The following is an 18,833-nucleotide window of genomic DNA, read 5'->3' as shown; positions in this document are numbered from 1 at the left end:
TTCTGAATCAGATTGTGTGAGAACAGAGCACACCGGCTTTATTTGTAAACGTAATGGCTAAAATATTCCACGGCGCGACTTGCTTCTCTACCATTAAATAAGCAATCCGATGAGTCAGCACACGTGTCTTTCCGCTTCCTGCTCCTGCCATAATTAATAGAGGACCTTCTGTTGCTTTAACTGCTTGTTGCTGCTGTGGATTCAACCCATTTAATAATTTCTCTACTAAAAATTGCATCATTGCACCACCTTACGAACGTTTGTTCTTGAATTATACTACATCTATAGCTATTTAACAGCTTTAACTGTTTCTAAAGCAGCTTTTAAATCGTCATAAACAATATTACCAACAACGACAACATCAGCAAATTGAGCCATTTCGCTTGCTTGAAGAGCTGACATAATACCTCCACCATAAAAAAGAACCGTATTTTCTAGGTTCTCTTTAGCCGCTTGAACAACCGACACATCTCCATAGTTCCCACTGTATTCCAAATAGAAAATTGGCAAGTTAAACATCTTTTCAGCCACCATCGCATAGGCCGCCACATCTTCCTCATCAAGCGTTGTATTTGCCTCGGTTAATTGTGCAGCTTTGCACTCTGCGTTTAAAATACAGTACCCTTCAACAAATACTTCATCCCAATTCATCAGTAACCCATATTCCTTGACCGCTTTCTGATGCAGCCCCATCATCCAGTCCGGATTCTTACTATTGAGTACACTCGGAATAAAATATAAATCAAATCCTGGTGTAACGGTTTCAATAGACGAAACCTCCAGCACACATGGTACAGTATAGCGGCGAATACGAGCCATTAAATGCAGAACATTTTCTAACGTTACTCCATCTGTCCCACCAACCAATATGGCGTCTGTCCCCGATTCACACACTTTTTCAAGATCTTCATCTGTTATTTCTTTATTAGGATCGAGCTTAAACACATGTTTCCACTCGCGAAAATCGTACATGGTTATCCTCCATTCTCTTCTGCCATTACACCATTATAGCACTAAGATTTTTTAGAACTCAAAGAAAAGCCGGGAACGATTCCTCGGCTTTTTGTAATCCTTTTATTATCATTCAGTTGGTTCCTCTTTAATACGATTAAGAGCCATTGAGTAAGCATCATTTCCATAATTTAAACAACGTTTCACACGAGAAATCGTCGCTGTACTGGCTCCCGTTTCTGTTTCGATTTTATGATACGTTTTTCCTTCTTCAAGCATACGAGCTACCTCAAGTCGCTGCGCTAAGGATTGGATTTCATTTACCGTACATAAATCATCGAAAAATCGATAGCATTCATCAAGATCACGTAAGGACTGGATCGCTTTGAATAACTGATCGGTTTCCTTTCCTCTTATCTTATCGATTTGCATAATACTTCCTCCTCAATTTCCAGCAGCATTCAAGGTTACGCTTTGGGTCAACCCAGGTTGGTTCGGTATAATGTTAACCCACGTTTTCCCTGGAATCAAGCCAACATCTCCCCCATTTGAAACTGGAACAATTCTTCCGTCTTTATTTATCCATTCTACTTCCTTCACTTTCCCTTTTTGAAGCAGATAGCCTTTTCCTCCACTTTGCAGGTCAATATCGCGGCGGCCAACTTTATCTATTACTCGATGTGCTGTCTCAATAATCAAGACATTATCGACAAGTACAGGAACAGATGTCGCTGCCTCCTTTGTTTGCTCGCCGTTTGAATATCTTTTATATTTTTCTTGTTGTACATCATACTCAAACTGCGTATTATAGGCCGGGACTCCATAGTTAATACTAACTTTTGTTACAGAATCTCCTTCTAACCTTTTTATCTCTTCTTTATTTAAAAAAACGAAAGAGGCTGGTGCACCAGTCAAATTATACCCCTTTTCCATTGCTCCCTTTTCAATATTTTCAAAACTAATATAAGAATTATGCGGAGCTTTTCGTTCACTCGAACGCTTAAATAGCGTACCATCATAATACAAACCATTCAAATGATCGATATATCCTTGTTTAAGCATCCTCTCAGCATCTGGACTATTTCCATGACAAACATAGATACAATCCAATCCTTTGGCAAGCTCTATATAATAATCGCGTGCACTACGAATTGGGCCTACCTTTTCTGGTTTTTCGCTTTGATATACCGCTAATAATCGTGTAACTTCGCCTTCCGCCAGCATTTCATAAACAATATCCGCTTTGGTAAGACCCGACTGTGGACGAGCTTTCGTATGATTATTCACCATCACCGCAACCGCGCGCTGATCGATTGAATCATTTGTACCGACACCAGTTAATGGGTAAGTATGAACGAATTCGGGCGCTTCAGCTTCTTCCTTTTGTACATCCTCTTCTACTGGAACCGGCTCCTGAACTTCTTCCTTTTTTGAACACCCTGTTATCAATACCCCTGCAACCAATAGACACAGCACGATGTTACGTTTCATCATCCCACTCCCTTGGTTTCTTTTATATTTTAACGCATTATCGTAGGAAAGAGTACAGTTTTATTCATAACATCATAAAGCCCTCTTTGCGTGACACGAATGTAAGGCAAATGAGTCGTCGAGAAAAATTGCAGCGTATAAATCGGATCTGCAAACCGATAGCCTCTTTCCTTTAATAATTGTTTAATCCAATTTTCCTCTTGAATCAATTCAGGAACAGATTTATCAGACATTACTCCTCTTAATACAAGAGGCAGCTCACCAATGATTTCTCCGTATTCTGCAATAACGATGCCACCACCTAGTTCTTTCATCCGATTAAAAGCAACAAGTATATCTTTTTTTCGTTTTCCAATCAAAATAATGTCGCCTGTACTAGTGTATGACGCTGCAAACCCGCATAGTCTATTAGCGAACCCTTTTAAAATTGTATTAATTCTCCATTTTCCTTCTCGGTCAATCAGCATAAAAAAGCACTCATCGTGCTCAAAAGGCAATTCTTCGTTTCCAACATCACAAGCAATTGAATAAGGCTTCGTAATTACATTATTCATCATTTCAATTCCAAATGGCATCGAAAATTCAAAGTCCTCTGCAAGATCTAATTGCCAATCTAATTCAAGACGGTCGAAACCGAACTCTTGCCAACTAATTGGTCGGTCCAGTTCCATAGAAACACCGTCTCGTTTCACCCATTGTCCTTTGGCTAGTACAGACACAGGTGCTGGACTCATAGCATCCGTTAAAAAGTTAATATTCGCTACTCGCCCCGTTGCAATATTGCCATGCAAATGGTCAATATTATAATAACGAGCAATATTCACAGTGGCCATATTATAAGCGTCAATAATAGGAACGCCATTCTCAATCGCTAGTTTAATTAATACATCCATACACCCCTGCTCATAAAAAGAAGGCGGAGAACCATCTGTTGTTAAAAAAAGGTGATCGTATTGATCAATACCTAATTCATGAATTTCCTGTAGTAATTTAGGTAAATCCGGTCGAATCGATGAATATCTTAAAGATACAGAATAGCCCTGCAGCAGACGATTCATCACTTCATCCCCCGTCATCGCCTCATGATCACTATCTGCCCCAAACAGCATCATTTTCGCTAATGTTTTCTCAGATGCTCCTGGAAAATGCCCTTCAATTTTTTTACGCATTCGTTTTGCTTCTTGAATCCAGTGAAGCATCATGTCATCCCCCGCTAACAATCGCGGCCACCCTGTTAACTCTCCCCCTTGAAGAACAGCATCATGCTCAAGCCAAGACTTTACAGCACTATGAGAAATAAAGCTCTCCTCCTCATTTAATTCTGTTTGGGAGTCAAAGCGCATCCACCAATACATTGATGTTGGGATATTTCGGAGTTCCCTCAAAAAAGAAAACGCTTTCTTTTTATTCAATTGAAGGAGCAATAGCAAGTTGTCATTGATAAGTGTTGTCGTTCCAAAAGATGATGTATAGCGGCTAAAAGAATGGGGATTATATAACTGAAATGGATGTGCATGTGGTTCAATATATCCCGGTACTAAAACTTGCCCGGTACAATCTACCACTTCGCAACCATCTGTAATCTCGGGAAGGTTATTTCCAACATAGACAATTCGATCATCGTAGATCCAAATGTTTGCTGTAATCCATTGTCTCATCGTTTGATTTAAATACGTAGCATTCGTTAATAAAAGATGTGGTGCACGCTGACCATCCAGCACCTCAATATGCTCTCGCAGATGTTTATTTTTCCACCTATAGCGTTGTTCTGACATGAACATCCCCCCATAAAGTATCTGAAACAAATTGTGGTAACATCCGATTAATTTTATGTTTATAGTATCACATTTATTTAGCTAAACACAGTAAACTTATCTCCTATTACTGTTAATTTTTTATGAAAGGAAGATGGCAAATGAAGTTTGAACGGAATATCAGTATCCTTAACTCTTTATTACGTATTACTTGTGGTTTTACAGTATTAGCTTGGGCCATCGCTAAAATGGCAAAAAAACCATGGAAAGAATCATATTTATTTGTTGCCATGATGGCTGGCATGAAAATTGGGGAAGGGATTCTTCGCTATTGTCCAATCGTTGACTTAATGCAGCAAAGAGACTCTGTTGACTCATCTAAACAAAAAGACTCTCAAGTAGCAGATGCTATAAAAAACTTTCTTCCAGAGGATATTACTGAAAAAGATGAGCAATCTAATCACCACAATGAACCCTCACACTAAATCATATAAAAGACGAGCATCGCCATTCGATGCTCGTCTTTCTGTTTATATGAATTATGCTTTGATACCAATCGCACGATATCCAATATCTTTGCGCCAAAATAGGCCATCTTTTGAGATGTTCTCAAGTTGTTGATATACTTCTTGTTGAGCAGATAATAAATCCTTACCTTTTGCTGCTACAAGCAATACACGACCACCATTAGAAACAAATTGGCCATCGCTATTTTTCGCTGTTCCAGCATGATACACATGGGCATTATCACTAATTTTGTCCAAACCAGTAATAACTGATCCTTTCTTTACATCACCAGGGTAGCCTTCTGCTGCGACAACAACCCCAAGGACTGCCTCCTCATGCCATTCAATATTAATATCTTCACCAGCTAATACAGCTTGTAATACTTCTACGAAATCCGTTTTCAAACGTGGAAGCACCACTTGTGTTTCTGGATCTCCGAAACGCGCATTGAATTCAATAACCTTTGTACCTTTTTCCGTATGAATAAGCCCCGCATACAAAATACCTGTAAAGCTGCGACCTTCAGCTACCATCGCATTCACTGTTGGCCGAAGAATCGTTTCAACTGCTTTCGATACTACTTCATCAGAAATTTGCGGCACAGGAGAATACGCCCCCATTCCACCTGTGTTTGGACCTTTATCTCCATCAAACACACGTTTATGGTCTTGAGCGATTACCATTGGATACACTTTTGTATCGTTTACAAAAGCCATTAATGAGAATTCTTCACCATCCAAAAATTCCTCGACTACAACTTTTGCACTTGCTTCACCAAATTTTGCATCAACAAGCATATCATGAACTGCTTCTAATGCTTCCTCAAGAGTCATCGCTACGACAACACCTTTACCAGCAGCTAAGCCGTCCGCTTTAATTACGATTGGTGCACCAACTTTTTCAATATATGCTTTCGCACTTTCATAGTCGGTAAACGTTTCGTAAAATGCTGTTGGAATGTCGTATTTTTTCATTAAATCTTTGGCAAATGATTTACTGCCTTCAATGACCGCCGCTTTGCTGTTCGGACCATATACAGTTAAGCCTGCTTCTGTAAAATCATCTGCTAATCCATTTAATAATGGAATCTCAGGACCAATAAATGTTAATCCAATGTTTTGCTCTTTTGCAAATGCAACAAGTTCTGCATGATTTGTTTCGTCAATCGCAACAAGCTCTGCTACGTCTGTCATACCTGGATTACCTGGTGCAACAAACACTTTTTCTACAGACTTACTTTCAGAAAGTTTGCGAGCAATCGCATGTTCACGGCCGCCGCGACCAATAACTAATACATTCATAAACAAACCTCCTTATTTATTAATGTTTAAAGTGACGAACTCCTGTGAATACCATCGCAATGCCATACTCATCTGCTTTTTTAATAGAATCTTCATCTCTGATTGATCCGCCTGTTTGGATAATAGCTGTTACGCCAGCTTGTGCTGCCGCTTCTACTGTATCATCCATTGGGAAGAATGCATCTGAAGCAAGTGCGCTTCCTTTTGCTTTTTCTCCAGCTTGCTCTAAAGCAATTTTTGCTGCACCAACACGGTTCATTTGACCAGCACCAACACCAAGAGTCATTTGACCGTCTGTTACAACGATAGCATTGGATTTCACATGTTTTACAACTTTCCAACCAAGTTCAAGCGCTTTCCACTCTTCAGCTGTTGGTTCGCGTTTTGTAACAACTTTCACATCTGCATCCTTCAGGCTGTACGCATCACGGTCTTGAACTAACACGCCGCCTTCGATAGAAGTAAGTTTACGTTCTGGTTTTTTCGCTGCTTCAAAATCCACCGTTAACAAACGAATATTTTTCTTGCTTGTTAATACTTCAATCGCCTCATCAGAGAAGCTTGGCGCAATAATGATTTCTAAGAAAATTTCATGAAGTTTTTCAGCTGTTGCTTTATCTACTTCACGGTTTAACGCGATAATGCCGCCAAAAATAGAAGTTGAGTCAGCTTCGTATGCTTTTTCATATGCTTCAAGAATAGTTTCACCAGTTCCTACACCACATGGGTTCATATGTTTCACCGCTACCGCCGCTGGCTCTGTGAATTCTTGAACAATTTGCAATGCAGCATCTGCATCATTAATGTTGTTATAAGAAAGTTCTTTACCGTGCAATTGTTTTGCCTCTGCAATAGAGAAAACAGAACCAAGTGGCTTTTTATAAAAAGCTGCTTTTTGGTGTGGGTTTTCACCATAACGTAAAGATTGCTTTAACTCATAAGTAACCGTTAACGATTCTGGATTTTCTTCTCCAGCAAGCTCTGTCATGTATTCAGAAATAACTGCATCATATGCTGCTGTATGACGGAATACTTTTGCTGCTAAGCGACGATTCGTTGCTTTTGATACCGCACCATTCTCTTTTAATTCTGCTAAAACTGTATCGTAATCCGCTGAATCTACAACAACTGTTACATATTCATGGTTTTTAGCAGAAGAACGAAGCATTGTCGGTCCACCGATATCAATGTTTTCAATCGCATCTTCTACTGTTACGTCTGGTTTAGCAATTGTTGCTTGGAAAGGATATAAGTTTACACATACTAATTGAATAGGCTCAATATTATGCTCTTTTAATTGAGCTGCATGATCAGCATCACCGTGCTTCGCTAATACTGCTCCGTGAACATTCGGATGTAGAGTTTTAACACGACCATCTAAAATTTCCGGGAATCCCGTTACTTCACTAATTCCGATTACTTCAATTCCGTTTTCTTGAAGTGTTTTACTTGTACCACCTGTTGAGATAATGTCAAAACCAGCTTCTTTTAACCCTTTTGCGAACTCTACAACCCCTGTTTTATCCGATACACTAATTAAAGCACGCTTTGTCATTTGTGTTTGTCCCTCCATATGTAGCATTATTTTTGAAATAGTTCCGCTAAAACAGCAGGATACATCTCATGTTCCGTTTCTTGTATTCGTGTTTGCAACGTTTCTCTTGTGTCATCATCAAGTACTGGTACAGCTCTTTGGGCAATGATTGGCCCTGTATCCATTCCTTCATCGACGTAATGAATGGTTACTCCGGTTAATTTCACGCGGGCTTGAAATGCTTGTCCAATCGCATCCTTACCTGGAAAAGCAGGCAAAAGAGATGGATGAATATTAACCATTCGATGTGAATATGCCTGTAGAAGAGTTGGGCCAATTAAACGCATATAGCCTGCTAAAACAATAAATTCAATATCCCGTTCACGCAATTTTTCTAAAATTTCCATTTCAAAGGCCTCTTTGCTCGGATAATTTTTCGGTGAAAAGCTAAATGCTTCTACCTGTTCCGCCTTTGCGCGCTCAAGCACAAAAGCTTCCTCTTTATCACAGACAACGAGGCCAATTTCAGCTGCAAGTTTCCCTGCTTTAATAGCGTCTATAACGGATTGAAAGTTCGATCCATTCCCTGATGCAAAAACCGCAATTTTTTTCATCAGCTGAAGGACACTCCTTCACCAGCAACAACTGTCCCAATAATAGAAGCTGTTTCTCCACATTGTTCAAAATGAGCAAGTACTTGTTCTGCTTCTTCTTTTTTCACGACAGCAACCATACCGATTCCCATGTTAAAAATATTAAACATTTCTTGTTGTTGTAATTTTCCTTTTTCCTCAAGGTAATTGAACACAGTTGGAATAGTCCAGCTTCCTAGTTTAATGTCAACGCCTGTTCCTTCTGGAAGCATACGTGGAATATTTTCGATAAAACCGCCGCCAGTAATATGAGCAAGTCCTTTTAATTCGTATTTTTCCAATGTTGATAAGATGGAACGAACGTAAATTTTTGTTGGCGTTAATAATTCTTCGCCTAATGTACGATTAAACTCTGGAACAAAATCTTGTAACTTCATTCCGGCATCTTCAAGAAGAATTTTACGTACAAGAGAATAGCCATTGCTATGAATACCACTTGAAGCAAGACCGATTAACACATCGCCCTCTGCAATATTTTCTCCTGTTATTAAACGTGATTTTTCACAAGCACCTACTGTAAAGCCTGCTACATCATACTCTTCAATCTCATACATACCTGGCATTTCGGCTGTTTCACCGCCAATTAATGCACAACCAGCTTGCTCGCAACCTTCTGCTACACCTTTAACAATCATTTCAATACGAGCAGGATCTGCTTTTCCACAAGCGATATAGTCAAGGAAGTAAAGAGGAGCAGCGCCTTGTACTACTACATCATTAACACACATCGCTACAGCATCAATTCCGATTGTATCGTGCTTGTCCATCATGAAAGCAAGTAATAATTTCGTACCGACTCCATCCGTACCTGAAACAAGAACAGGCTCTTTTAATCCTAAAGAAGATAAATCAAACATGCCCCCAAAACCGCCCAGACCGTTCATTACTTCAGGGCGCATCGTGCGTGCTACATGTTTTTTCATCCGATTTACTGCCTCATAGCCAGCTTCGATATCCACACCAGCTTGCTTATATGCGTTAGCCATCAAGAAACCTCCTAATAATTAGAAAAGCGTAAGACGCCTGGCTATCAGCTTATGACCTCAAGCCGAAGGCGCCTAAAGCTAAATGTTGGTACTCTTTAAAAATTATCTAAAGTAAAACTTCATTTATTAGGTCCCTCTAATTGGGACCTAATAAGCGTTAGCATTTAACTGTTTCAAGCTCGTAATCATAAACCTCTGTTGGATAGTTCCCTGTGAAACAGGCAAGACAAGAACCACGTGTCTCTCCAGCGAATGGACGGCCAATTGCTTCGACCATTCCTTCCACGCTTAAAAACGTTAAAGAATCCGCACCAATTAGCTCACGAATTTCTTCGATTGATTTAGAACTAGCAATCAATTCTGACGTTGTCGATGTATCAATTCCATAGAAGCAAGGATTCTTAATCGGCGGTGAGCTAATAACTACATGCACTTCTTTTGCACCGGCATCCTTCAACATATTTACAATACGACGACTTGTTGTTCCACGTACAATTGAATCATCAACCATGACAACACGTTTTCCTTCTACTACTCCACGAACAGGAGAAAGTTTCATCTTTACCCCTTGTTCACGAAGAGACTGAGAAGGTTGAATAAATGTTCGGCCGACATAGCGGTTTTTAATCAAGCCCATTTCGTATGGAATGCCCGTTGCCTCAGCATATCCAATCGCTGCTGAAATACTTGAATCCGGTACACCAGTCACAACATCTGCCTCAATTTTTGCTTCTTTTGCTAACTGTTTACCAAGATTTTTTCGAGCTGTATGAACATTAATTCCATCAATATTACTATCCGGGCGAGAGAAATATACATACTCCATTGCACACATCGCACGTTGACTAGACTTGGAGAAAAATTCTGATGTAATTCCTTCATCATTAATTACAACAAGCTCTCCAGGCTCAATATCACGAACAAATTCAGCTCCGACAATATCAAGCGCACATGTTTCAGACGCCGCAATATACGCATCGCCAATTTTTCCAAGTGAAAGTGGACGAAGACCGTGCGGATCCAACGCTAAAATCATTTCTGTTTCCGTCAAAATAACGAATGCATAGGCACCTTTTATTAAACTTAAGCTATTTTTTACCGATTCCTTCAAAGTCGGAAAACCTGAGCGCTTAATTAAATGTGCCAATACTTCTGTATCGGAAGTTGTTTGAAAGATACTGCCTTGACCCTCTAACTGTGCTTTCAATTGAGTTGCATTTACTAAGTTTCCGTTATGAGCAAGTGCCAACCCGCCTGTAATCGATTGGAATAAGAACGGTTGGACATTCTGATAGCCGCCGCCGCCTGCTGTTGCATACCTTACATGACCAATCGCTGCTTTACCAGAGCCAGATAGCTCTTTCATTTTCTCCGCTGTAAAAATCTCTGTAACAAGTCCCTCGCCTTTTGAAATCGAAAGCTTAGAACCGTCTGTTGTGACGATTCCCGCTCCCTCTTGACCACGATGCTGCAAGCTATGAAGCCCATAATAAGCCAATTGAGCTGCATCTGGATGTCCCCAAACCCCGACAACACCACACTCTTCGTTTAAGCCTTTTATTTCAGCAAGCATGGGATAGCTCCTTTCCAAGCTGTTTGTAATTCTTGTACATTCGCTTCTACTAGCGTTGTTTCTTCTGAAGAAATACGTAATGTTGCATCATTTGTTACCGTACCGATTTGTACCGCATCTTTCACAGTTGCTTCAAATGCAGCTTGGTTTTCAGGACTTACAGATATTAAGAAACGTGATTGTGTTTCACTGAAAAGAGCTGTTACTGCTTCACCAGTTACAGTAACTGATGCACCAAGCGCTTTTTCACCAAATAATGATTCAGAAAGAGCTACAGCCAAACCACCTTCAGCAACATCATGAGCTGACTTGATTAGTCCTGCTTGAATAGCCGCTAAAATTTGTTGCTGACGTGCTTGTTCTACGTCTAAATCGATTTCTGGTGCACGACCGAAAATTTCACCTTCAGTCAATTTTTGAAGCTCACTTCCTCCAAATTCAGGCTTCGCTTCGCCTACTACATAGATGAAGTCACCTTCATTTTTGAAAGACTGTGTAGTAATATGTTTTACATCTTTCACAAGACCAACCATCCCAACAACTGGAGTCGGGTACACAGCTTCACCGTTTGTTTCGTTATATAATGAAACGTTTCCGCCGATAACAGGCGTGCTTAATGTACGGCAAGCATCGCTCATGCCGTCTGCTGCTTTTTCTAATTGCCAGAAAATTTCTGGTTTCTCTGGATTACCAAAGTTTAAGCAGTCTGTAATTGCAAGTGGCTCAGCACCAGAACAAATAATGTTACGAGCTGCTTCCGCTACTGCAATTTTTCCACCTGTTTCCGGATCTAAGTATAAATAGCGAGAGTTACAATCTGTTGTCATCGCTAATGCTTTATTTGTGCCGCGTACACGTACAACTGCTGCGTCAGAACCTGGTGCAATAACTGTGTTTGTACGAACCATATAATCATATTGATCATATACCCACTCTTTGCTTGCAATCGTTGGTTGTTGTAAAAGAGCAAGTAATGTTTCTTTATAATCCGTAACAGCTGGTACTTTTGGTTCCATCGCTTGGAAATCACGGAATCGTTGCGGTTCGCTTGATGGTTTATGATACACCGGTGCATCTTCGGCTAATGCATCAACTGGTACTTGTGCAACAATTTGACCTTGGTGATATAACGTTAAGTTTTTATCATCTGTTACTTCCCCAACAGCTACCGCTTCTAAATCATATTTCGTAAATAAATCAACGATTTCTTGTTCGCGACCTTTTTTCACAACAATTAACATACGCTCTTGTGATTCAGAAAGCATCATTTCGTATGCTGTCATGCCTGTTTCACGTTGTGGAACAAGATCAAGATTCATCATAATCCCAGAACCTGCTTTACTTGCCATTTCAGCAGATGAACTTGTTAAGCCCGCTGCTCCCATATCTTGAATTCCAACTAAGGCATCCGATTGAATCAATTCAAGACATGCTTCAAGAAGTAGTTTCTCCATGAATGGATCCCCAACTTGAACCGCTGGACGCTTCTCATCAGAATCCTCTGAAAGCTCTTCAGAAGCAAATGTAGCACCGTGAATACCGTCACGACCTGTTTTCGCTCCTACATACATAACCGTATTACCAACGCCGTGTGCTTGACCTTTTTTAATATCTTCATGGTTAATTAAGCCCACACACATTGCATTAACAAGCGGATTTCCTTCATAAGATGGATCAAATTGAACTTCACCGCCGACTGTCGGAATTCCGATACAGTTTCCATAGCCTGCAATTCCAGCTACTACTTCTTTAAATAAATATTTTACACGGTCATTATCTAATTCACCGAAACGTAATGAGTTCAGCATCGCAATTGGACGTGCACCCATTGAGAAAACGTCACGAATGATTCCGCCGACTCCTGTTGCAGCCCCTTGGTATGGTTCAATAGCTGATGGGTGGTTGTGGCTTTCAATTTTGAAAACAACTGCTTGGTTATCGCCGATATCAACGATTCCTGCACCTTCACCAGGTCCTTGAAGCACTTTTTCCCCTGTAATCGGGAACTTCTTTAAAATAGGCTTGGAGTTTTTATAAGAACAATGCTCTGACCACATAACTGAAAACAATCCTGTTTCCGTGTAGTTTGGCAGTCTGCCTAAGATTTTCTCCACCATGGCAAATTCCGAATCGGAAAGTCCCATTTCTGCGTAGATGCGTTCGGATTTAATCATCTCCGGATTTGGTTCAAGCTGTAACAACATGTGTTTCCCTCCAGTTTTTTACGATGGATTGAAAAATCTTTAAGCCGTCTGTGCTGCCAAGCAACTCATCAACGGCACGTTCAGGGTGTGGCATCATGCCAAGTACATTCCCTTGTTTATTTGTAATACCTGCAATATCTTCAAGACTTCCGTTCGGGTTTGTACCCGCATACGTAAAGACGATTTGTTTGTTTTCTTTTAATTCAGCAAGTGTTGCTTCGTCACAGTAGTAATTTCCTTCACCATGTGCAATTGGCACAGTAATCGTTTCATTTGCTTCGTAGCTTGTTGTGAACATCGTTTCATTGTTCGCTACTTGAAGTTCTACATTACGGCAAATGAATTTTAAACCGTCATTGCGACGCATCGCACCTGGAAGCAACCCTGCCTCAAGTAAGATTTGGAATCCGTTACAAACGCCAAGAACTGGTTTGCCAGCCTCTGCTGCTTTTACTACTTCCGCCATGACGTTAGAGAAACGAGCAATCGCTCCACAACGCAAGTAATCTCCATACGAGAAACCACCTGGTAGAAGAATGCCGTCGTATTCATCAAGATTGTCGGCTGAATGCCAAACATATTCTACTTCTTCTCCAAGAGCATCTTTAATTGCGTGGAACATATCAACATCACAATTTGAGCCAGGGAAAACAATTACGGCAAACTTCATTGAGCGACAACCTCCTCAACTTCATAACGATAGTCTTCAATAACCGTATTCGCTAATAACTTTTCACACATTTCTTTAACCAATTGATCTAAATCACGTTCTGTTTTATCAATTGTTAGCTCGATGTATTTCCCGATACGTACATCGCTTACTTCATTGTACGTTAATGTATGAAGCGATTGTTGAACAGCCGCTCCTTGAGGATCTAGTACGCTTTCTCTTAGTGTGATATATACTTTAACCTTATACATGTTGAATACCCTCCAGCTTAGCTAAAATTTTCTTGTATGCGTCTGTTAAATTCCCTAAATCTCGACGGAATACGTCTTTATCCATTTTCTCGTTTGTTTTAGCATCCCAAAAGCGGCAATTATCTGGAGAAATTTCATCCGCCAATAAAATCGCGCCATCTGATGTTTTCCCAAACTCTAATTTAAAGTCAATTAATTTTATTCCCAATTCTTCGAAAAATACGGATAGAACTCGATTTACTTCTAACCCTTTTTCTTTTAAAATAGCAATTTCCTCACGACTTGCAATCTCTAGCTCTTCAATATGGTCTTCAGTTAACAGGGGATCACCAAGTGAATCGTCTTTATAATAAAACTCCACTAACGGTTTTTTTAATGATGTACCTTCTTCAACGCCCAAGCGTTTGGAAAAACTACCAGCAGCTGTATTACGGATAACTACTTCAAGTGGAATAATCTCAACCTTTTTTACAAGCTGTTCTCGTTCAGAAATCTTTTCAATAAAGTGAGAAGGAATATTTTCTTCCTTTAGCTTCGCAAATAATAAACTTGTAATTTGATTATTTAAAGCCCCTTTACCTTCGATTTCTGATTTCTTTTCTCCATTAAAAGCTGTTGCCGAGTCTTTAAACTCCACCCATACAACCTCATTATTATCCGTTGCATAAATTCGTTTGGCTTTTCCTTCATAAAGCAATTCTCGTTTCTCCATCTGTCCGTCCTCCATATTGAATATTGGGAATAATACAATTAAGTATTTTCGTGATAACAAGCGTTTAACTCGATTTCGATTAAACGCTTGTTTGTTTCTTACAATCCTAAACGATCAAAGATTACATCGACATTTTTCAGATGATATGTTGGATCGAAACAATCATCTAGTTCTTCTTTTGTCAATAAGCTCGTAATTTTATCATCTTTTTCGATTAAGCTTCGGAATGGAACTTGTAATTCCCACGCTTGCATCGCTTTTGGTTGTACAGTATCGTAAGCTTCTTCACGAACAAGTCCTTTATCAATTAAAGCAAGCAGTACTCGCTGAGAGAAAATGAGACCTAGTGTACGGTCCATATTGCGTTTCATATTTTCCGGATAAACTGTTAAGTTTTTAACAATGTTGCTAAAACGATTTAACATGTAGTTCAAAGCAATCGTTGCATCCGGTAAAATAACGCGCTCTGCAGATGAATGAGAGATGTCACGTTCGTGCCATAATGACACATTTTCGTAAGCTGTCATCATGTATCCACGAATAACACGTGCCATACCCGTCATATTTTCAGAACCGATTGGGTTACGTTTATGCGGCATAGCAGAAGATCCTTTTTGACCTTTTGCGAAGAACTCTTCTACTTCACGTGTTTCACTTTTTTGTAATCCGCGAACTTCTGTTGCAAATTTTTCGATTGATGTTGCAATAAGTGCTAATGTGCTCATATAGTGCGCATGACGATCACGTTGTAGCGTTTGTGTAGAGATCGGTGCTGCTTGTAAACCTAATTTCTCACATACATACTGCTCAACGAATGGATCGATGTTTGCGTATGTGCCAACAGCTCCAGACATTTTTCCGAACTCAATTGTCTTTCTAGCTGCTTCAAAACGTTCTACATTACGTTTCATTTCTTCATACCAAAGACCAAGCTTTAAGCCAAATGTAGTTGGTTCAGCATGCACACCGTGCGTACGTCCCATCATCACAGTATATTTATGTTCTTTTGCTTTATTTTTTAAGATTTCAACAAAATTATTTAAGTCTTTTGATAAAATATCATTCGCTTGTTTAATTAAATAAGAAAGAGCTGTATCGACAACATCTGTTGACGTTAAACCGTAATGGACCCATTTACGTTCTTCTCCAACCGTCTCCGATACCGCACGTGTAAATGCCACCACGTCATGGCGAGTTTCTTTTTCAATTTCATTAATGCGATTAATATTAAATGTTGCATTTTCACGAAGAAGTTTCACATCTTCTTTCGGAATAACACCAAGTTCAGACCAAGCTTCACATGCCAAAATTTCTACTTCTAACCACGCCTTAAAGCGGTTTTCTTCCGTCCAAATTGCTCCCATTTCTGGGCGAGTATAACGTTCAATCATTATTTCATCCTCCGTTTCAACTAATTACTTCCATATCCCACTCTGATTACTTTCGTGCAAAGCTTCCTCAACCGTTGGGCGCAAAATATTCACATGCCCCATTTTTCGCTTGATCTTAGCTTCCGCTTTACCGTACAAATGAACTTTCCAATCTTTACGCGTTGGAATTTCCTTCAAGAGTGGATCGAGATGTTCACCTAAAATATTAACCATCACTACCGGCTTTAATAATTCTGTATTGCCTAATGGCCAGTTGCAAACCGCACGAACATGTTGTTCAAACTGCGATGTTTCACAAGCTTCCATTGTATAATGCCCAGAATTATGTGGTCGTGGTGCTAATTCATTAACAATAATATTATCATCTTCTGTCAAAAACATTTCCACTGCTAGCGTACCTACTAATTCAAATGCTTCAGCAAGCTTAGATGCCTGCTCAATCGCACGTTGCTCAGCCATTTCACTAATGCGCGCTGGAACAATACTTTTATGTAAAATATTGTCCACATGAATATTTTCAGCAACAGGAAACTGTTGACAATCACCAAATGCATTTCTCGTCACAATGACAGAAATCTCTTTCGTAAAAGGAATCCATGCTTCTAGCACGCACACACCACTTTTTAATAATGGTTCAGCTTGAGGAATATCAGCTTCTTCTCTAATAACAAGCTGTCCTTTTCCGTCATAGCCTCCGCGTGTCGTTTTTAATACACTTGGATAGCCTAATTCTTCTATATATTGATGAATATCTGATATCGTTTGAATTTCACGATAAGGAGCCACCATTGCTCCTGCATCGGCAATAGCTTTCTTTTCCGTTAACCGATCTTGCGTTATCTTCAACAATTGTGAACCTTGTGGAAGATACGCATGATTCTTCAACCAATCTAATGCTTCAAAGCTAATATTTTCAAATTCATACGTAATCACATCACTAACATCCGCTAGCTTCTTCAAAGAGGCAATATCATCGTACGCCCCATTTATTTCAATATCAGCGACTTGAGCACATGGACCATCTGCAGCTGGTTCAAGCACAGCAATTTTAAATCCTGATGCTTTAGCCGACAACGCCATCATTCTGCCAAGTTGCCCGCCGCCAATAATTCCGATTGTCTGCCCTGGTAAAATTACTCGATTATTTAAGCTGTTCACTGCTCGCTAACACCTTTTCCTTTGATTCGTTTCGCAAACCTTCTAATTTATCAGCAATAGTCGCATCCGTCGTACCAAGAATTTGAGCCGCAAGTAAACCAGCATTGGTCGCTCCAGCCTTTCCGATTGCCACTGTAGCTACTGGCACGCCGCCTGGCATCTGAACAATCGATAACAAAGAATCCATGCCATTTAGCGCTTTCGATTGAACAGGCACACCAATAACCGGCACAATCGTCTTCGCTGCTGTCATCCCTGGAAGATGAGCTGCTCCACCTGCACCTGCAATAATAACCTTTAAGCCTTTTTCTTTAGCACTTTCGGCATATTCAAATAGCAAATCAGGTGTCCGATGTGCAGAAACGACTTGTTTTTCGTAAGGAATCTCAAGTTGCTCTAATATATCGCATGCGTGTTTCATCGTTTCCCAGTCTGAAGTACTTCCCATTATGACACCGACTACTGGCTTCATAAATTCCCCTCCAAAATCTTTAGAAAATAAAAAACGGACAGACTTTCTCCAGAGAGAAAGCAGTCTGTCCGATTACAATCAATATTCTGAAACAGACAAAAAGACTGAGCTGTCTCAGCTGTGGTCAGCTACTTTACTCATAGTCCAATGATTTACGGTCATTGGGTAGAAACTTTTGGGCCTTATTCCCTTGATTATATGAGATACCTAAATATTATTTAACTATCATCATCTTACCGTCACAGCATTTTGATGTCAAGCTAATATCGAATAATATTTTATTACCATTCAACTAATGTTCGTGTTTTACTCGATTAATTTTGCTTCAAAAACAATTTTCCTTTTAATTGGCTCATAATGGACCTTACCATCCTTTATTTGCTCTTCAAATATCGGCTCCTCACAACGCCTTACTGGATAATATCCAGCTGCCTTCATGCGGTCCAAACACGCATCAATTGTTTCTCCCTCTTGCACCTCAAACTTCTCCTTACTTTTCTGACTCATAAAACACAATCCTTTCCTGTCCCTATTTTACTTTATCCAAGATGCAAATTGTATTTAGTATATGTAAAATACTTATGATTATCAAATGAATATCATTAATTGCTATAATCAAACAATTAAGGGGGGATATAATTGAAAGAAATTATTCAAATGCTAGTAGATATTGTAAATAATCTCCACGACTTTATCCAAATATTCGTCAATCATACGTTAAATCTCGGTTGGACGGATAAAGATTTACACTTTTGGATTATGGGAATAATCGGAATCATTATCTTTCTTGTTGTTCTTGTATTATCAAAAATCATAGCTAAAATGCGTTTTGGTATTACTATCCTTTCTTTTCTTTATACGTTTACATGTATGATCGTTCTAGTTTTTGCTATTGAAATTCAACAAGCATTGACGAATCGAGGAAATATGGAGTTTCAAGATGCTATTATAGGACTTCTAGGATTTATCGCATTTTTCTTGATCTTTGCAGCTATTTCAGGTGCTTTCTTAACAGGGAAAAAGATGTGGAACCAATTGAATAAAAAGAAGAGATAGGGTGACTGTCGTTTAAATGAGCATTTATCAGTGAAAACCTTCACTTTATTAATGAAATTGATTGATTTACCAACTAAAATATGTAATTTATTAACAGCACAGAAAAAAGACCAGCAAAATTGCTGGTCTTTTTTCTGTTTTGCTTGGCGACGTCCTACTCTCACAGGGG

At 39.5% G+C, this 18,833-nt stretch carries 19 protein-coding genes, 1 pseudogene and 1 riboswitch; of the genes and pseudogenes, 2 read left to right on the top strand and 18 right to left on the bottom strand.

The features are described from left to right. Nucleotides 1–34: 34 nt before the first annotated feature. The 5 genes and pseudogenes from D1953_RS18520 to D1953_RS18500 form a co-directional block, all read right to left on the bottom strand. Nucleotides 35–238, bottom strand: a pseudogene (locus D1953_RS18520) (UvrD-helicase domain-containing protein); the annotation flags it as partial. A 50-nt stretch (nucleotides 239–288) separates the two neighbouring features. Further along, complete coding sequence (gene pcrB / locus D1953_RS18515; protein ID WP_119118633.1) at nucleotides 289–972, bottom strand: heptaprenylglyceryl phosphate synthase; 684 nt, start codon at nucleotides 970–972, stop codon at nucleotides 289–291. A gap of 108 nt (nucleotides 973–1,080) precedes the next feature. Continuing rightward, nucleotides 1,081–1,383: a YerC/YecD family TrpR-related protein gene (locus tag D1953_RS18510; protein WP_119118632.1), complete on the bottom strand. Its 303-nt coding sequence runs from the start codon at nucleotides 1,381–1,383 to the stop codon at nucleotides 1,081–1,083. A 12-nt stretch (nucleotides 1,384–1,395) separates the two neighbouring features. Beyond that, nucleotides 1,396–2,445 carry a DUF3048 domain-containing protein gene (locus D1953_RS18505; protein WP_119118631.1) on the bottom strand — a complete coding sequence of 350 codons (1,050 nt, stop codon included), beginning with the start codon at nucleotides 2,443–2,445 and terminating at the stop codon, nucleotides 1,396–1,398. A gap of 26 nt (nucleotides 2,446–2,471) precedes the next feature. Continuing rightward, nucleotides 2,472–4,217, bottom strand: coding sequence for an adenine deaminase C-terminal domain-containing protein (locus D1953_RS18500; protein WP_119118630.1), 1,746 nt, complete (start codon nucleotides 4,215–4,217; stop codon nucleotides 2,472–2,474). A 140-nt stretch (nucleotides 4,218–4,357) separates the two neighbouring features. On the opposite strand from D1953_RS18500, the gene D1953_RS18495 reads away from it, so the two are divergent. Then, nucleotides 4,358–4,681, top strand: a complete 324-nt coding sequence (locus tag D1953_RS18495; RefSeq protein ID WP_119118629.1) for a YgaP family membrane protein — start codon at nucleotides 4,358–4,360, stop codon at nucleotides 4,679–4,681. A 54-nt stretch (nucleotides 4,682–4,735) separates the two neighbouring features. Here the strand turns inward: D1953_RS18495 and purD are convergent, their stop codons facing one another. From purD to D1953_RS18430, 13 genes are all read right to left on the bottom strand, one after another. Further along, complete coding sequence (purD, locus tag D1953_RS18490; protein WP_119118628.1) at nucleotides 4,736–6,004, bottom strand: phosphoribosylamine--glycine ligase; 1,269 nt, start codon at nucleotides 6,002–6,004, stop codon at nucleotides 4,736–4,738. A gap of 19 nt (nucleotides 6,005–6,023) precedes the next feature. Next, nucleotides 6,024–7,559 (bottom strand): bifunctional phosphoribosylaminoimidazolecarboxamide formyltransferase/IMP cyclohydrolase, encoded by a 1,536-nt coding sequence (gene purH, locus D1953_RS18485; RefSeq protein WP_119118627.1) that lies wholly within the window; start codon nucleotides 7,557–7,559, stop codon nucleotides 6,024–6,026. A 26-nt stretch (nucleotides 7,560–7,585) separates the two neighbouring features. Continuing rightward, nucleotides 7,586–8,152, bottom strand: coding sequence for a phosphoribosylglycinamide formyltransferase (purN, locus tag D1953_RS18480; RefSeq protein ID WP_119118626.1), 567 nt, complete (start codon nucleotides 8,150–8,152; stop codon nucleotides 7,586–7,588). Continuing rightward, nucleotides 8,152–9,177 carry a phosphoribosylformylglycinamidine cyclo-ligase gene (purM, locus tag D1953_RS18475; protein ID WP_119118625.1) on the bottom strand — a complete coding sequence of 342 codons (1,026 nt, stop codon included), beginning with the start codon at nucleotides 9,175–9,177 and terminating at the stop codon, nucleotides 8,152–8,154. Before purM ends, purN begins: the two co-directional genes overlap by 1 nt. A 157-nt stretch (nucleotides 9,178–9,334) precedes the next feature. Next, a complete protein-coding gene (gene purF / locus D1953_RS18470; protein ID WP_119118624.1) occupies nucleotides 9,335–10,750 on the bottom strand; it encodes an amidophosphoribosyltransferase in 1,416 nt (471 codons plus the stop codon). Further along, on the bottom strand, nucleotides 10,735–12,954 hold the full coding sequence (purL, locus tag D1953_RS18465) for a phosphoribosylformylglycinamidine synthase subunit PurL (RefSeq protein ID WP_119118623.1): 2,220 nt from the start codon (nucleotides 12,952–12,954) through the stop codon (nucleotides 10,735–10,737). The genes purF and purL overlap by 16 nt, the downstream gene beginning before the upstream one ends. After that, nucleotides 12,938–13,624, bottom strand: coding sequence for a phosphoribosylformylglycinamidine synthase subunit PurQ (gene purQ / locus D1953_RS18460; protein WP_119118622.1), 687 nt, complete (start codon nucleotides 13,622–13,624; stop codon nucleotides 12,938–12,940). Before purQ ends, purL begins: the two co-directional genes overlap by 17 nt. Then, entirely contained in the window at nucleotides 13,621–13,875 is a 255-nt protein-coding gene (purS, locus tag D1953_RS18455) for a phosphoribosylformylglycinamidine synthase subunit PurS (RefSeq protein WP_119118621.1), read from the bottom strand. The genes purQ and purS overlap by 4 nt, the downstream gene beginning before the upstream one ends. Beyond that, nucleotides 13,868–14,587 carry a phosphoribosylaminoimidazolesuccinocarboxamide synthase gene (gene purC / locus D1953_RS18450; protein WP_119118620.1) on the bottom strand — a complete coding sequence of 240 codons (720 nt, stop codon included), beginning with the start codon at nucleotides 14,585–14,587 and terminating at the stop codon, nucleotides 13,868–13,870. The genes purS and purC overlap by 8 nt, the downstream gene beginning before the upstream one ends. 98 nt (nucleotides 14,588–14,685) lie before the next feature. Further along, entirely contained in the window at nucleotides 14,686–15,978 is a 1,293-nt protein-coding gene (purB, locus tag D1953_RS18445; protein ID WP_119118619.1) for an adenylosuccinate lyase, read from the bottom strand. 24 nt (nucleotides 15,979–16,002) lie between these two features. After that, the gene (purK, locus tag D1953_RS18440) at nucleotides 16,003–17,136 is read right to left on the bottom strand and encodes a 5-(carboxyamino)imidazole ribonucleotide synthase (protein ID WP_119118618.1); all 1,134 of its coding nucleotides are present in this window, start codon (nucleotides 17,134–17,136) and stop codon (nucleotides 16,003–16,005) included. Beyond that, the gene (purE, locus tag D1953_RS18435) at nucleotides 17,120–17,608 is read right to left on the bottom strand and encodes a 5-(carboxyamino)imidazole ribonucleotide mutase (protein WP_119118617.1); all 489 of its coding nucleotides are present in this window, start codon (nucleotides 17,606–17,608) and stop codon (nucleotides 17,120–17,122) included. Before purE ends, purK begins: the two co-directional genes overlap by 17 nt. Nucleotides 17,609–17,728: 120 nt before the next feature. Continuing rightward, nucleotides 17,729–17,830, bottom strand: a riboswitch (purine riboswitch). 84 nt (nucleotides 17,831–17,914) lie between these two features. After that, nucleotides 17,915–18,115: an NETI motif-containing protein gene (locus D1953_RS18430; protein ID WP_119118616.1), complete on the bottom strand. Its 201-nt coding sequence runs from the start codon at nucleotides 18,113–18,115 to the stop codon at nucleotides 17,915–17,917. 132 nt (nucleotides 18,116–18,247) lie between these two features. Here D1953_RS18430 and D1953_RS18425 point away from each other — a divergent pair, with 132 nt between their 5' ends. Further along, nucleotides 18,248–18,664 (top strand): hypothetical protein, encoded by a 417-nt coding sequence (locus D1953_RS18425; RefSeq protein WP_119118615.1) that lies wholly within the window; start codon nucleotides 18,248–18,250, stop codon nucleotides 18,662–18,664. Nucleotides 18,665–18,833 lie beyond the last annotated feature (169 nt).

The organism is Peribacillus asahii (assembly GCF_003570725.1).
GTDB classification, from domain to species: Bacteria; Bacillota; Bacilli; order Bacillales; family DSM-1321; genus Peribacillus; species Peribacillus asahii.
This window is presented reverse-complemented; position numbering and strand designations above follow the sequence as displayed.

What these genes read in the sequence shown, in the direction of transcription:
- purE (WP_119118617.1), bottom strand. Translation starts at nt 17,608, where the DNA reads ATGAAGCCAGTAGTCGGTGTCATAATGGGAAGTACTTCAGACTGGGAA.
- D1953_RS18495 (WP_119118629.1), top strand. Translation starts at nt 4,358, where the DNA reads ATGAAGTTTGAACGGAATATCAGTATCCTTAACTCTTTATTACGTATT.
- pcrB (WP_119118633.1), bottom strand. Translation starts at nt 972, where the DNA reads ATGTACGATTTTCGCGAGTGGAAACATGTGTTTAAGCTCGATCCTAAT.
- purN (WP_119118626.1), bottom strand. Translation starts at nt 8,152, where the DNA reads ATGAAAAAAATTGCGGTTTTTGCATCAGGGAATGGATCGAACTTTCAA.
- purB (WP_119118619.1), bottom strand. Translation starts at nt 15,978, where the DNA reads ATGATTGAACGTTATACTCGCCCAGAAATGGGAGCAATTTGGACGGAA.
- purF (WP_119118624.1), bottom strand. Translation starts at nt 10,750, where the DNA reads ATGCTTGCTGAAATAAAAGGCTTAAACGAAGAGTGTGGTGTTGTCGGG.
- purH (WP_119118627.1), bottom strand. Translation starts at nt 7,559, where the DNA reads ATGACAAAGCGTGCTTTAATTAGTGTATCGGATAAAACAGGGGTTGTA.
- D1953_RS18430 (WP_119118616.1), bottom strand. Translation starts at nt 18,115, where the DNA reads ATGAGTCAGAAAAGTAAGGAGAAGTTTGAGGTGCAAGAGGGAGAAACA.
- D1953_RS18500 (WP_119118630.1), bottom strand. Translation starts at nt 4,217, where the DNA reads ATGTCAGAACAACGCTATAGGTGGAAAAATAAACATCTGCGAGAGCAT.
- purC (WP_119118620.1), bottom strand. Translation starts at nt 14,587, where the DNA reads ATGGAGAAACGAGAATTGCTTTATGAAGGAAAAGCCAAACGAATTTAT.
- D1953_RS18510 (WP_119118632.1), bottom strand. Translation starts at nt 1,383, where the DNA reads ATGCAAATCGATAAGATAAGAGGAAAGGAAACCGATCAGTTATTCAAA.
- purD (WP_119118628.1), bottom strand. Translation starts at nt 6,004, where the DNA reads ATGAATGTATTAGTTATTGGTCGCGGCGGCCGTGAACATGCGATTGCT.
- purL (WP_119118623.1), bottom strand. Translation starts at nt 12,954, where the DNA reads ATGTTGTTACAGCTTGAACCAAATCCGGAGATGATTAAATCCGAACGC.
- purQ (WP_119118622.1), bottom strand. Translation starts at nt 13,624, where the DNA reads ATGAAGTTTGCCGTAATTGTTTTCCCTGGCTCAAATTGTGATGTTGAT.
- purM (WP_119118625.1), bottom strand. Translation starts at nt 9,177, where the DNA reads ATGGCTAACGCATATAAGCAAGCTGGTGTGGATATCGAAGCTGGCTAT.
- purS (WP_119118621.1), bottom strand. Translation starts at nt 13,875, where the DNA reads ATGTATAAGGTTAAAGTATATATCACACTAAGAGAAAGCGTACTAGAT.
- D1953_RS18505 (WP_119118631.1), bottom strand. Translation starts at nt 2,445, where the DNA reads ATGATGAAACGTAACATCGTGCTGTGTCTATTGGTTGCAGGGGTATTG.